Origin of the sequence: Streptomyces sp. NPDC093149, from assembly GCF_044754145.1 — a bacterium.
Classification (GTDB): Bacteria; Actinomycetota; Actinomycetes; order Streptomycetales; family Streptomycetaceae; genus Streptomyces.
Genome location: NZ_JBIVON010000024.1, coordinates 19,764 through 33,733, shown reverse-complemented (window position 1 = coordinate 33,733; position 13,970 = coordinate 19,764). Strand labels below are relative to the sequence as shown.

At 69.6% G+C, this 13,970-nt stretch carries 11 protein-coding genes and 1 pseudogene; 6 read left to right on the top strand and 6 right to left on the bottom strand.

Features of this window, described 5'->3' with window-relative positions:
• The first annotated feature begins 101 nt into the window (after positions 1–101).
• The gene (locus ACIQCZ_RS37355) at positions 102–803 is read left to right on the top strand and encodes a response regulator (protein ID WP_402289746.1); all 702 of its coding nucleotides are present in this window, start codon (positions 102–104) and stop codon (positions 801–803) included.
• A gap of 35 nt (positions 804–838) precedes the next feature.
• Here ACIQCZ_RS37355 and ACIQCZ_RS37350 read toward each other — a convergent pair whose 3' ends face one another.
• Positions 839–2,530, bottom strand: coding sequence for a GAF domain-containing protein (locus tag ACIQCZ_RS37350; protein ID WP_402289805.1), 1,692 nt, complete (start codon positions 2,528–2,530; stop codon positions 839–841).
• Between the two features lie 560 nt (positions 2,531–3,090).
• Here ACIQCZ_RS37350 and ctaD point away from each other — a divergent pair.
• Positions 3,091–4,833, top strand: a complete 1,743-nt coding sequence (gene ctaD / locus ACIQCZ_RS37345; RefSeq protein ID WP_402289802.1) for a cytochrome c oxidase subunit I — start codon at positions 3,091–3,093, stop codon at positions 4,831–4,833.
• Positions 4,834–4,881: 48 nt separating this feature from the next.
• A complete protein-coding gene (locus ACIQCZ_RS37340) occupies positions 4,882–5,244 on the top strand; it encodes a hypothetical protein (RefSeq protein WP_402289744.1) in 363 nt (120 codons plus the stop codon).
• A gap of 254 nt (positions 5,245–5,498) precedes the next feature.
• On the opposite strand, the gene ACIQCZ_RS37335 is transcribed toward ACIQCZ_RS37340, so the two are convergent.
• From ACIQCZ_RS37335 to ACIQCZ_RS37325, 3 genes are read right to left on the bottom strand one after another with little or no spacing between them, the layout of a single operon-like run.
• Positions 5,499–6,683, bottom strand: coding sequence for a cytochrome P450 (locus ACIQCZ_RS37335; RefSeq protein WP_402289741.1), 1,185 nt, complete (start codon positions 6,681–6,683; stop codon positions 5,499–5,501).
• Positions 6,684–6,714: 31 nt separating this feature from the next.
• A complete protein-coding gene (locus tag ACIQCZ_RS37330; RefSeq protein ID WP_402289738.1) occupies positions 6,715–8,085 on the bottom strand; it encodes an NAD(P)/FAD-dependent oxidoreductase in 1,371 nt (456 codons plus the stop codon).
• On the bottom strand, positions 8,072–8,284 hold the full coding sequence (locus ACIQCZ_RS37325; protein WP_402289736.1) for a ferredoxin: 213 nt from the start codon (positions 8,282–8,284) through the stop codon (positions 8,072–8,074). Before ACIQCZ_RS37325 ends, ACIQCZ_RS37330 begins: the two co-directional genes overlap by 14 nt.
• 518 nt (positions 8,285–8,802) lie before the next feature.
• On the opposite strand from ACIQCZ_RS37325, the gene ACIQCZ_RS37320 reads away from it, so the two are divergent.
• Positions 8,803–10,653: a glycoside hydrolase family 15 protein gene (locus ACIQCZ_RS37320; RefSeq protein WP_402289733.1), complete on the top strand. Its 1,851-nt coding sequence runs from the start codon at positions 8,803–8,805 to the stop codon at positions 10,651–10,653.
• Positions 10,654–10,892: 239 nt separating this feature from the next.
• On the top strand, positions 10,893–11,984 hold the full coding sequence (locus ACIQCZ_RS37315) for a hypothetical protein (protein ID WP_402289732.1): 1,092 nt from the start codon (positions 10,893–10,895) through the stop codon (positions 11,982–11,984).
• A gap of 71 nt (positions 11,985–12,055) precedes the next feature.
• Here ACIQCZ_RS37315 and ACIQCZ_RS37310 read toward each other — a convergent pair.
• Positions 12,056–12,167, bottom strand: a pseudogene (locus ACIQCZ_RS37310) (IS5/IS1182 family transposase); the annotation flags it as partial.
• Between the two features lie 113 nt (positions 12,168–12,280).
• Entirely contained in the window at positions 12,281–13,192 is a 912-nt protein-coding gene (locus ACIQCZ_RS37305; protein WP_402289729.1) for an alpha/beta fold hydrolase, read from the bottom strand.
• Positions 13,193–13,311: 119 nt separating this feature from the next.
• On the opposite strand from ACIQCZ_RS37305, the gene ACIQCZ_RS37300 reads away from it, so the two are divergent.
• Positions 13,312–13,962, top strand: coding sequence for a TetR/AcrR family transcriptional regulator (locus tag ACIQCZ_RS37300; protein WP_402289726.1), 651 nt, complete (start codon positions 13,312–13,314; stop codon positions 13,960–13,962).
• Positions 13,963–13,970: the final 8 nt, after the last annotated feature.

Below are 13,970 nucleotides of genomic sequence, written 5' to 3'. Positions count from 1 at the left end.
TGGCACCCCGGCGGAAGCAGGCCGCCGGACGGGCACATACTGGTTCCGGCCCTCTCCCCGAACCGATCGAGCATGATGTGAACGAGTCCGCGAAGTCCCCCTTGAGCACGACCCCGTCGCAGTCCGCGGCCCCCGTACGCGTCTTCATCCTCGACGACCACGAGGTCGTGCGGCGCGGTGTACGCGATCTGCTGGAGGCCGAGGACGGCATCGAGGTCGTCGGCGAGGCGTCAGACGCCCGGGAGGCGCTGGCCCGCGTACCGGCCAGCAGACCGCAGGTCGCCGTACTGGACGTACGCCTCGGCGACGACCGGGGAGGTGACCACGCCGGTATCGAGGTGTGCCGGGAACTGCGTGCCCTGATGCCCGAACTCGCCTGCCTGATGCTGACGTCGTTCGACGACGACGAGGCGCTCTTCGACGCCATCATGGCGGGCGCCGCCGGGTACGTGCTGAAGCAGATCAACGGAGCCGATCTGATCGCCGCCGTACGCACGGTCGCGTCAGGCACCTCGATGCTCGATCCGCGGACGACCGCCCGCGTGATGGCACGGCTGCGGGGCACCGAGCAAGCCCCTGCCGAGGCGTCGCCGGCATCGGAGCTGGACGGACTCACGCCCAGGGAAAGGCAGATCCTGGATCTCATCGGCGAGGGCCTCACCAACCGGGAGATCGCGGAACGTCTCTTCCTGGCCGAGAAGACCGTCAAGAACCGCATCTCCTCGATCCTCGCCAAACTGGGCGTGGGCCGCCGGATCCAGGCCGCGATGCTCGTCGGCCGGATCAAGGACCGCCAGGGCTGACCCCCGGCCCGGGGGAGCTGACGGGCACTCGGGCGTCAGTCGTGGAGCGGCACGCGCCAGACGATCCGGGTGCCGCCCTCCGCCGGCCGTTCGATGGTCAGCGCGCCGCCGCACAGCTGCGCCCGCGTACGCATATTGGCCAGCCCTCCGAGGCGCCCGGTCCCCGGTTCGCCGGCATCGACCGCTGCCGCTGTCCCGGGCGCGGTCGTGACACCGTCCGGGATTCCGATGCCGTTGTCGGTGACGGTCAGGGTCACCGCGTCGTCGGCGGACAGCACGATGCCGATACGAGTGGCGCGCGCGTGGCGAGAGGCGTTGGACACCGCCTCGGCGGCGACCGCCACCACGTGTTCGGCCAGTTCGTCCGGCACCGTGGTGTCCACCGGCCCGTCGATCCGCACCGATGGCCGGAAGCCAAGGGCGTGTGCCGCCGTACGAGCGGTCTCCGTCATCCGGTGCCGCAGCCCGCCACGGCCCGAACCGTCCGCCGTCCGCAGATCGAAGATGGTGGACCGGATGATCCGGATCGTGGTGTCCAGATCATCCACCGCCCGGCTGACCCGCTCGGCCGCGTCCGGCCGGTCCGCGATGGCACGCGTGGTGCTCTGGAGGGTCATCCCGGTCGCGAAGAGACGCTGGATCGCCAGATCGTGCAGATCGCGGGCGATCCGGTCCCGGTCGTGCATGACCGCGAGTTCCTCGGACTCGGCCCGCCGACGGGCCAGTTCAAGAGCGATGGCCGCCTGGTCGGCGAAGCCCGAGACGAGCGCGACCTCGGTGTCGTCGAACGGTGGACGGTCCACGGGCCGCCCCAGGCGCAGTGCGCCCCTCGCCCCCGTGTCGACCCGCAAAGGCACCGTCACCACCGGACCCAGCCCCTCCTCGGCACCGTCCCCGAACGGGTGGGCCCTGGGATCGATACGGACATCGGCGCAGTGCACCGGTGTCCCGGTACGGGCGGCGAGCCCGGCCAGTGATCCCCACGCGGGTACGGACAGCCCCGTCACGCGTTCGGAGTCCATGCCGTGGGCGACGGCGACGGTGAGACGTGCCTCGGCCCCCGAGGCCTCCGAACCTGCGGAGAGGGGCGCGGGCGTCGGCAGCAGAATCGCGGCCCGGTCGGCCCCCGCGACCTCCATCGCCCGCTCGGCGATCAGATGCAGCACCTCGTCGGCGTCCGTCCCCGAGAGCAGGGTGCGGGTGATCTCGCCCAGTGCCTCCAGACGCCGTTCGCGGCGACGGCTCTCCTCGTACATGCGGGCGTTGTCGATGGCGACCCCGGCCGCGATCGACAAGGTGGTCAGCACCGCCTCGTCGTCGGCGTCGAAGCTCACCCCGCCCTGCTTCTCGGTGAGGTAGAGGTTGCCGAACACCTCGTCGCGAACGCGCACCGGCACTCCGAGGAAGGTGCGCATCGGGGGATGATGGGGCGGAAAGCCGAAGCTGCGCGGATGGCTGCTCAGATCGGTCAGCCGCAGCGGCTGCGGGTGATGGATCAGTTCACCGAGGATGCCGCGCCCGCACGGCGTCTGGCCGATCACGGCGGCGAGCTGCTCCGATATGCCGACCGGAAGGAACTCCAGCAGCTTCTGCCCGTCCCCGACGATGCCGAGCGCTCCGTACTGCGCGTCGGTCAGGGTCACGGCGGCTTCCACGATCCCGCGGAGCACCTCGGGCAGTTCCAGGCCCCGCCCCAGACTCATCACGGCATCCAGCAGACTGCGCATCCTGTCCGGCCGACTGGGCTTGGGCCAGGTCGCCGGGCCGGGGCAGGAGGCTGTCGGCGCGTCGAGGGCGGGGGAGGCGGAGCCGGGAGAAGGGACTCCGGAGGGGGAGCCGGGCGCGGTAGGTGCTGTCTCTGTCATCGGGGCGCCGCTCTCTGGTTCCGTGTGCCTTGTGCCGGGAAATCGCTTACCGGATCACCGCAGGGCTGGTACCGGTCCACGGACGGTCAGCCTACGGCAGCCACGGGGCCGGAGGCCCGGCGGTGCACTGCTGCCGGGACGCCCGGGTGAGGCCGGTCGGCTGCCTGACGGATCCGCAGTAGGGCCGGTCGGCCCCGGCGGAGGGTACCTGTCGGTCCCTGGAGGGCTTCGAGGGGCACGGCCAGGATGGTGCGGCCGGGAAGGTCCGGTCCGTCCCCTCGTGATCCGCCGGACCTTTCCGACCGCTCCCCTCCGCCCCGTCCGGCCGGGGGAGCGCTCGAAGAACCGCAACAGCTGGAGGACACGGTCCGGTGGACGCAATGGAATCGCAGGGCAGTCAGACCGCCCCCGCACAGGGGCCCATGCCCCCCGACCCCGGTGCCGCCACTGCCGACGCGCACTCCACCAGGAACGGCCGCGGGGCCACCCGGACCGACGCGAAGGAGCCGGCGGTGCACTCCGGCACCGATCTGCCGGGCCGCTCGTCCCGCGGGCGGATCGTCGTCTCGTGGCTCACGACGACCGACCACAAGCAGATCGGTACGCTCTATCTCGTCACCGCGTTCGTCTTCTTTCTGATCGGCGGCGCGATGGCACTCGTGATGCGCGCCGAACTCGCCCGTCCCGGGACGCAGATCATTTCCAACGAGCAGTTCAATCAGGCATTCACCATGCATGGGTCGGTGATGCTGCTGCTGTTCGCGATGCCGCTGTTCACGGGATTCGCCAATTGGCTCATGCCGCTTCAGATAGGCGCGCCCGATGTGGCGTTTCCGCGGTTGAACATGCTGGCGTACTGGTTGTTCCTCTTCGGTTCGCTGATCGCCGCCGCAGGGTTCCTCACTCCCCAGGGCGCCGCCGACTTCGGTTGGTTCGCCTATGCCCCGTTGTCCGACGCCACGCATTCACCGGGCATCGGTGCCGACATGTGGATCATGGGTGTGGCGCTCTCCGGCTTCGGTTCCATTCTCGGAGCGGTGAACTTCATCACCACCATCATCTGCATGCGTGCCCCGGGAATGACCATGTTCCGGATGTCCATCTTCACCTGGAACGTACTGCTGACCGCCGTACTCATCCTCCTGGTCTTCCCGGTCCTGGCCGCGGCCCTCTTCGCGCTGGAGATGGACCGGAAGTTCGGTTCACACATCTTCGATCCCGCCAACGGAGGCGCGCTTCTGTGGCAGCACCTCTTCTGGTTCTTCGGCCATCCCGAGGTCTATGTACTGGCTCTGCCGTTCTTCGGCATCGTGTCCGAGATCATTCCGGTCTTCTCCCGGAAGCCGATGTTCGGCTACATCGGCCTCGTCGCCGCGACGATCGCCATCGCCGGACTGTCCGTCACCGTCTGGGCCCACCACATGTATGTGACCGGTGGTGTACTGCTGCCCTTCTTCGCCTTCATGACCTTCCTGATCGCCGTACCGACCGGAGTGAAATTCTTCAACTGGATCGGCACGATGTGGAAGGGGTCGCTGTCCTTCGAGACACCGATGCTGTGGACCACCGGATTTCTGATCACCTTCGTCTTCGGCGGACTGACCGGAGTCATCCTGGCCGCACCGCCACTGGATTTCCACGTCTCCGACTCGTACTTCGTTGTCGCCCACTTCCACTACACGCTCTTCGGCACGGTCGTGTACGCGATGTTCGCCGGATTCCATTTCTGGTGGCCGAAGTTCACCGGCAAGATGCTCGACGAACGCCTGGGCAAGATCACGTTCTGGGTACTGACGGTCGGCTTCCACCTCACGTTCCTCGTGCAGCACTGGCTCGGAGCCGAGGGAATGCCGCGCCGGTACGCGGACTATCTCGCCGCCGACGGTTTCACCGCTCTCAACACCCTTTCCACCATCGGCTCATTCCTCCTCGGACTGTCGTTCCTGCCCTTCTTCTACAACGTCTGGAAGACCAGCCAGTACGGCCGGAAGGTCACCGTCGACGACCCCTGGGGCTACGGCCGCTCCCTGGAATGGGCCACGTCCTGTCCGCCGCCCCGGCACAACTTCACCGCCCTGCCCCGCATCCGCAGCGAGTCCCCGGCGTTCGATCTGCACCATCCGGAGATCGCCGCGCTCGAACTCGAACCCGCTGTGTCGAACTGACCCTTCCGTCTCCCTTCGTAAGCCCCGCCCCCAGGAGAGTGCTGCCCGATGTCCCACGGTGTTCTGGCGGTCGGTGTCGTCGTGCTCCTCGCATCCGGCAACGTCTGGTACCTGCCTGCCTATATCGATCTGCGGGCGGGCCAGGACCGGCCGCGCTCCCGGCGGCTGGCCGCTGCCGCTGTGCTGACCGGCTGGGCATCGGCGGCCCTCACGATGTTTCTGCTGCTCATGCCGGTCGATCCGGGCGTGGTCGCGCTGCTGGCGGTCGCGGGCACCACCGCCGTGGTGTCCCTGACCGTCCAGGCGTGGCGGCGACGGGGCCGGGAGCAGCGTGAGGAGGAGGCTCGCTGGTCCGCGCTCTTTCCCGTACGGACCGCCGGCCCGGTGGGAACCGCCGAGGACGAGCGCTGATGCGCTCCTCGCGCACCAGAACGCCCCACCGGCTTCGGCGAGTTGGACGGCGCCCGGGGCGAGGCGTCGCCGACGCTGGGGCCGGCCTGAGGGTTCAGGACCGCAACGGCGTGCCGGACGAGCGCTGCAACACCGTGGCGACAGCGTGGCTGTGCTGAGTCGGCCGAACCGAGCGTCCCCGGTTCCGCGGGACCGGGGACGCTCGGTTCGCGCCTCGGAAGTCGGGGCGGTGCCCTCAAGAGCCGGCGATCACCTCAGAGTTGAACGGGCAGGTGGCGGGGGCCGCGAAGCATGGCGCTCTGCCGGTAGGGAGGCGGGTCCTGGATCAGGCGCGCCGTGCTCAGGCGGGGGATCAGCGCGCCGAGCGCGGCCTGGGCCTCCACACGCGCCAGAGGACCGCCGTAGCACAGGTGAATACCGCTGCCGAAGCCGAGGTGCTGGTTGTCCGGGCGGGTGGGGTCGAACCGGTCGGGCTCGTGGAACCTCATGGGGTCGCGGCTGCCCGAGGCCAGCGCAAGGTTCACGGATGCGCCTGCGGGGATCGTGGTGCCGGAGACGTCGATGTCCGCGTGGGGGATGCGTTCACGCATGTGGACGGGGGGTTCGTAGCGCAGCAGTTCCTCCACCGCTCGCGGCAGCAGGCCGGGGTCACGGCGCAGCTGGTCCAGGTGCTCGGGCTGGCGCAGCAGGGTGAGCACCCCGTTGGCGATCAGGTTGACGGTGGTCTCGTGTCCTGCGATGAGCAGCAGTACGGCGGTCTCCGCGAGTTCTTCCTGGGTGAGCCGCAGGGCCGGGTCCGGCTCGTTGACGAAGGCGGAGAGCATGTCGTCGTTCGGATGGCCACGACGCTGCTCGGCGAGGCCGACCAGGTATTCGCCCATCTCGGTCCGTGCCCGGTCGCCGGCCTGGTCCGGCCCGGTGGCGGCCTTGCCGGGCCGGACGTCGGCGGCTGTGACCAGAGCGTCGGACCAGGCCCGGAACATCGGCTCGTCCTCATGGGGGACGCCGAGCAGGCGGCAGATCACCGTGACGGGCAGCGGGTAGGCGAAGTCGTCGACGATGTCGATCTGCCCGCCCGCCTCGAAGGATGTCAGCAGTTCCTTGGTGATCCGGTCGATCTCGCCGCGCATGGCGTCGACCCGCCCCGGGCTGTGCGGTGGCCCGAACGGCCGCATGGCCAGCGTGCGCAGTCTGTCGTGCTCCGGGTCGTCGAGCCGCAGGAAGGGCGGCTTGCGGGTCACTTCGCCACGGGTGCGCGGGTCGGCACTCATCCGTGGGTCGTGAAGCAGTGCGGCGATCTCGTGGTACGTGCCGATCAGGTAGCTGCCGTCCGCCTGCCGGACCACGGGACCGGCCGCGCGGAGTTCCGCGTACAGCGGGTAGGGGTCGGGGCGGCTGGCGTAGTCGGTGATCCGGGCCAGCAGGGTCTCGGGGTCCATGGTGGCTCCTCGTCGTGGGACGGGGCGTGGGTCAATGCGCGGGCTGCACCACGCTCAGTCGACGGTCGGGCAGGTATCCGGTGAGCGCCACGGTGGGGCCGTGGGACAGCCCCTTCGGGTCCGGCACGTCGGACGGAACCGGGACGTCGGCCGCGAGCGCACGGTCCTGCGCGCCGGGCGGGGGCGGGAAGGGGGCCGCGGTCTCGATCAGGTGCCGGTAGTAGTCGAGCGACTTGGCCATGTCGACGGTGACCGCGGCGGTGATCCGCCCCCGGTAGCCGTAGACCATTGCCAGACGGCGGGCCTCCAGGGAGCCCTGGGCGATGACCACGTGGTCGGAGTAGGTGGGTACGCCGACGGACTTGATGTTGAGCCCGAACTGGGTCGACCAGAACGTCGGGATGGCCAGGTGCGGGCGCTTCATGGGTCCCGGGCTGATCATGTTGTGGGCTGCCACCTCGGCCTGTTCGACCGCGTTGCCCCAGTGCTCCAGGGAGAGCATCTGATAGCCGAAGAGCGGGTGGGGGAACCGGGAGACGTCGCCGGCCACGAAGACGTCGTCGGTGACTATGCCGTACATGTTGAAGGCGCGGCACCCGGCGTCGCAGGCGATCCCGCGCGGGCCCGCCGCCAGTCCGGAGTCGGCCAGCCACTCGACGTTGCGCACCGCGCCCAGCGCCACGACGCACACGTCCGCGTCGACACGCGTGCCGTCGGACAGGTCCGCGCCGACGAAGCCGCCGTTGCCGCGCAGGGCAGTGACGGTGACCCCGGTGCGCAGGTCCACGCCGTGGTTGCGGTGCATGACGGCCGCGAGTTGCGACAGGGTGCCGCCGAGCGCTCCCACCAGGGGTGCGGGGCCGCGTTCGGCGACCGTGACGTCCAGGCCGCGTTCGCGGCAGGCCGAGGCGATCTCCGAGCCGGTGAAGCCGGCGCCGATCACCAGCACCCGCTTCGGCCCGGCGTCCAGCCGCTCGGCCAGCCCCGCAGCGTCCTCACGCGTGCGCAGCGTGAACACACCGTCCAGGGCGCCCTCCGCCGGGTTGGGCCAGGGCCGGGCCCGGGTCCCGGTGGCGATCAGCAGGCGGTCGTACGGCAGCGACTCCCCGTCGGCCAGCAGCAGCCGCTTCTCCAGCGGGTTCACACCGGTGGCGGCCACTCCCAGCCGCCAGTCGGCGCCCGGGTCCCGGCGCATCGGCAGTTCGGTGGTGTCCGCCGTCGCCTGGCCGAGCAGTACCTGCTTGGACAGCGGCGGCCGGTCGTAGGGCGGATGGGGTTCGTCCCCGACCACCGTGAGGGAGCCTGTGAAGCCCTCCTCGCGCAGCGTCTCCGCAGCCCTCAGCCCGGCCAGCGACGCACCGACGATCACGATCCGGCCGTCCCGGAGATCATCGGCGGCCATCGGGATTCACTTCCTCACCGACGAGGATGGCCTGGACCGGACACGCCGCCGCAGCCTGGCGCACGCGCTCGGCCTGGTCGTCCGGGACGGCTGTGGCATACAGCAGTCCTTCCGCGCCGTGCAGCTCGAACATCTCGGGTGCCAGGAACACGCACTGTGCATAGCCCTGGCAGCGCGTGAGGTCCACAACGGTTCGCATCCCCACCACTTCCTCTGTCGCCGCGCCCCCCTCTTCTCCAGCATGGGCCGAGCACCGCGGGCTCGCACGGCGACCGCTCGCGGGGCGCTGCCGGGGCAGCCGTCATCCGGCGCGCGGTCGAGGCTGAATCCGGCGGCGGGACTCACGCGCGTGAACGCCCCGGAGAGGCCCCAGTTGTTCTGCGGTGTGGCTGGTCTCCCCGGCGTACGGGCCGAGATGGCCGACGCGGGTGAGCATCTTCTCGAAGGCCGGGCGGGCTTCGTCCGGGCGCCGGGTGCGGGTGAGGGCCCGGACGTACCGGAAGGAGCAGACGGACCGAGGCAGTGGCCCACTTGCCGAACCGTGGGACCACGGCCATCGCCGCGGCGGTGCCCTTCACGCGCGGCATCGGCGTCGATCGGGTGAGTGGTCGGCGCGGCGAGGGCCCATGGCCGGGGGAGCTCTCTGCGGTGCTCCTCTGGCGTCCCCGGGAGACCGGGACGACAGTGGAAGAGGGGTTCCAGGAAGGCGACAGGACGATGGACCGCTACCCACCCATCGCCGACCACGGCCTCGTCGGCGACCTGCAGACCGCTGCCCTGGTCTCTTCCCAGGGAGTCGTCGATTGGTTCGCAGCCCCCCGGTTCGACTCGCCCAGCATTTTCGCCGCCCTCCTCGATCACGATCGCGGGGGCCACTTCCTGTTCGCCCCGCAGGACAGGGGCGCCACGTGCAAGCAGTTGTACTATCCCGACACCGCGGTCCTGGTGACCCGTTTCCTGTCGCCCGACGGGGCCGGCGAGATATTCGACTGCATGCCGCCGGACCGGACCGGCAGGGTCACCGACCGGCATACGCTGATCCGCGGCGCGCGGGCGGTACGCGGCAGCGTGCGCTTCGTGCTGGAGTGCAGGCCGCGGTTCGACTACGGCCGGGCCGACCACGAGGTCGACCTCCGCGACGGCACCGCCACGTTCCGGGCCCCGGGTGTCACCGCGTATGTGCAAAGCACGATTCCCCTGCAGTTGGACGGCCGGGACGTGCGGGGTGCCGTCACCTTGAACGCGGGGGAGGTGGCCGCCGCCGTGTTCACCGTCGACACCGTGGACGGCCAGCAGCCCCCGGACCCCCCGACACCGGACGGCGTGACCCGGCAGTTCTGGGACGTGGTGGAGTTCTGGCAGCGTTGGGTTCGCGCCTCCCGGTACCGTGGGCGCTGGCCGGGCGCGGTGCACCGATCGGCCATCACTCTGAAGCTGCTCACCTACGCTCCGACGGGCGCTCCGGTCGCCGCAGCCACCACGGGACTGCCCGAGCAGATCGGAGGGGAACGCAACTGGGACTACCGGTACACCTGGATCCGCGACGGTTCTCTGTCGGTGCGGGCCCTGCTCGACCTCGGGTACATCGAAGAGGCGGCGCAGTTCACCCGTTGGCTGGGAGACCGCTTCCGAGCCCATGAGGCCGTCGGAGGTGAACCGCTGCAGATCATGTACCGCGTCGACGGGGACCATCAACTGCCCGAGGAGGAGCTCACGCACTTCGAGGGCTATCGCGGCTCGTATCCGGTGAGGGTCGGGAACGGTGCCGCCGATCAGCTCCAGCTGGACATCTACGGCGAGGCGCTCTACGCCCTGGCCGAGGGCGGCGAGATCACCATGCGGGCCGGCTACCACGGCTGGAAGAACGTCGCCCGGACGCTGGACTGGCTCGCCGAATCCTGGGACCGGCCCGACGAGGGCGTGTGGGAGACCCGCGGCGGGCGCAAGGACTTCACCTTCAGCCGAGTGATGTCCTGGGTGGCCCTCGACCGGGGGCTGCGTCTGGCGGCCGAGTACAGCCGTCCCGCCGACACCGCGCGATGGACCGCCTCTCGTGACGCCATCCTCGAACAGGTGATGGAACGCGGCTGGAGCAAGAAGCAAAAGGCTCTCGTGCAGCACTACGGAGGCGAAGTCCTCGACGCCGCGCTGCTGCTCATCCCCCGGGTCGGCTTCCTGACTCCGAGGACCGAGAGCTGGCTGTCCACGCTCGACGCCATGGAACGCACCCTCGTCTCGGACAGCCTCGTCTACCGCTATGACCCGGAGGCGTCTCCCGACGGACTGCGCGGCTCCGAAGGCACGTTCAGCCTGTGCACCTTCCTCTACGTGGACGCCCTCGCCCGCGCCGGGCGCCTGCGCCCCGCACGCTACGCCTTCGAGAAGATGCAGACCTACGCCAACCATGTCGGCCTGTTTGCCGAGGAGATCGGCCCCAGCGGTGAGCAACTGGGCAATTTCCCGCAGGCGTTCACCCATCTCTCATTGATCATGGCCGCCACTACTTTGGACGATGCCCTCGACCGGCAGCGCATCGAAACGTCCGATGCCCGCCTGGACGAGCGGTGAGGCACCGTGCCCAAGAGATCACGCCAACCCCCACGCCCGTGACGGCGGACAGCGCGGCGACCTGACACTTGATTTACCGCCCCGGCGCTCTGACGGCCTGCTCATGCGATCATGCGGGCGGCACTCGATGGACCGGTGCACAGTCAGCTGATCAGACCGTCGAGCGATCGGGCCATCGAGCATTCGAAACGGAACGGGAGCGCGTTGTGGGTGGGGCTGGGGGGCAGGACGGGTCGTCCGTGTCCGAAGAGGAGTGGGAGCGGTTCCTCCGTGAATCGGTGACGGGTGCCCCCGGGGCCCCCGTGGAGCCGTCGGCGCGCGCCCGTGAGGTGGAGCGGCGGCTGCGGGAGCGCTCCGGGCAGCCGGATGGCTGGCGTACGTACTCACCGGCCCGGCCTCGGCGCAGGACAGGCTGGTACGTGACCGGCCTGGTGGCGGTCGTGGCCCTCCTGGTCGTGGGGCTCTTCCCGCAGCAGGTCGTCGGCTGGTTCGGTGGGAACGACGGCGGGCAGGACGCGGCGCCGTCGGCCGCCGAGTCGGAAAGCCCACGGGAGGCTCCCGGCGCCGAGCCGGATCTGCACCCCACCCTCGCCGAACCCTTCCGGGGTTCGCCTGCCGCCCGCTGGGCCGACGGAGCGGCAGGGATCACGGTGCCACCGGCCAAGGCGACCGGCTGGATGGACGCCGCCCAGGTCGAGCGGGCACTGCGACAGAGCCGGGACTTCCTGGTGGCCGCAGGGCTCAACTCCCGCGTGCTGAGCGGTGAGCGGCCCACGAAGGCGATCGCCCTGCTGAACCCGCACCAGAAGGACATCCAGGAGTATCTCCGTACCGCCCTGTCGTCTACGGCGCCCACCGACAAGACCGATCCGCTGCTGTTGTTCAGCCGATTCCGGCCGGAGCAGTCCCGGCTGGTCGGTGACGTGGTCAAGACGCGCGGTCGGCTCACGTACCGGGAGGGGAGACTGGGGGCGGTCGAGGTGACGGCGGACGTCACCTTCGTGTACCCGGTCACCCCGGCGGGCGACGGCGGGCGGGACGCCGAGGTCGTCCGTACGATCGTGCGACGCGAGGTGGTGATGAGCTGGGACGACCCGGCCGAGGTCATCACCGAACCGGGCACCATGTCCCTCGTCTCGTACGCGCTCGACATGACCAACGGCGGCTGCTCCGCCCCGACCGGCTACTTCGTGCCACCCTTCGGCACGGCCGACGAGCAGCCCGCCGACGAGGCCCACCAGCTCGATCCGTACGACCGCAGCAAGCCGATCGACACGAGCAACGGCACGACGGACACGGGTAACAGCTGCGTGACCGCCACCCGCTCCTAGTGCCGTCACACGTCACGCCCACATCAGGAGTGAGACGAGGGTGACTGCTGCCTCGCAGGGGCGGGCGGTCCTGTCGTGGTGGGTGGCGATGCCGTGCCACTGCTTCAAGCGGTCGAAGCTCCGTTCCACCACGTTGCGTCGCTTGCAGATGTTGCGGTCGAACGCCGGTGGCCGGCCACCGGAGTCGGTTGCGGGCCTGGTCGGCCCAATCGCTGCCGCCAGGCAGAGGTGCGCGCGTCGGAGATGCTCAGGGGGCAGTCGACAGCCGTTCCCCGGGCCGCCGGAGACGGGGGCTGTCAGTCGATGATGTCCATGAAGGTCAGCATCCGGCGGTTGATCTCGTCGGCGTGGTCGATCTGGGGTCCGTGGCCGGTGTCGGCGATGATTTCGGCTCGGGCGCCGGGAATCAGGCGTGGGACGCGCTCGACTTGCCTGTGCGGGTGCACGAGAAGGCTTCGTTTACCGAGTGCCAGGTAGAGCGGGGTGTGGATGGTGGCCAGTTCGTCCTCGGACAGAGGCAGTGGGGCGGGACGGCGTATGCGGTAGGCGCGAACGCCCAGCCTGATCATGGTGCGTAGCTCCGGCACGACAAGGACCGGCTGCTGCAACCACGCTGCCAGTCGTGGGCGTAGCGCCTTGGGAGCGAAGGTCGCGAACAGGCCGGCGAAGATCCATACGAAGAAGCGCAGGCCCACTTTCTCCAGGCCGCCGGGGTCGAGGAGCGTGACCGAGGCGAGGCGGTCGGGCCTGCGGTGCGCCTGGTTCAGGGCGAGCCATCCGCCGTAGGAGGAGCCGACCAGGTGCACGTGTTCGAGCCCGAGCTCGGCGAGTGTCTCGTCGAGCCACTGTGCGGCGCGTTCGGGTCGATGGATGGGTTCGCGCTGGATGCTACGTCCCGGATCGCCTGGAGTGTCGATCGCATAGACCGGGCGGGCGGCGCTGAGGGCGGGGGTGTTCGGGTACCACATGGCAGAGCAGGAGCCCGCCCCGTGCACCAGGACGATGGGGGTGCGTGACTGAGCAGCGGGGTCGGTGGGGCTGTACTTGTAGACGTGCGTGGTGCCGAAGGAGGTCTCCACGTCCGTTTCCGTGTGAGCGGGTGCTCCCAGCGCGTAGACCGCATCGCAGGCCGCGAAGTAGCGGTCGCGCCAGGTATCGCTCACGTAACGGCCGACATCGGCCTGGGTGCGGGTCTCGGTCTGGGGCACGGCCACCTCCGGATAACGATTCTTCGTGGTACGAACGTATCATTTTGGTGGTACGGGCGTATCATCAAGATGGGTGGGGTGAACCCGGCCGATGCAAACAGCGAGCGGAGGAACGGTCGATGCCCAAGCGTGTGGACCACGCAGAGCGGCGTACCGAGATCGCCGAGGCACTTCTTCGAGTGGCCGGGCGACGCGGGTTGCATGCCGTGGGCATGCGCGATGTGGCAGCGGAGGCGGGCGTCTCGCTGCGGTTGGTGCAGTACTACTTCGAGACCAAGGAGAAGCTGTTGCTCCATGGGCTGCAGCATCTGGCCGAGAGGTTCGGGGAGCGGGTCACCACCCGGATTCGGGCCGCCGGCGACGATCCGGGACCACGCGCGATGATCGAGGCGATGCTGATGGCGGCATTGCCGACCGACGAGGAGAGCCGCATCTTCCACCTCGTCTACACCTCGTACGCCGTTCTGTCCGTCACCGACCAGGTCCTCGCTGCCCAGCCCTTCATCAAGAACCCGGACGCCGCCGAGAGTGCCCTCGTCGAACTCCTCCGGCGGGCGGAGGGAAGCGGCCTCCTTCGGCCTGGAGTGGATGCGCGGCTGGAAGCTGTCAGCCTGCTCGCCATGTCCGCAGGACTCGGCACCAGCATTCTTGTCGGCCAGCGCAGCCCGGATTCGGCTGCCACAGTTCTCGACCACCACCTGGACCGGATTTTCCGAGCCGACCTTGCCGATGCGGGGACGCGGACGCGGGAGCGACATCGTTCTTCGTGAACATCACC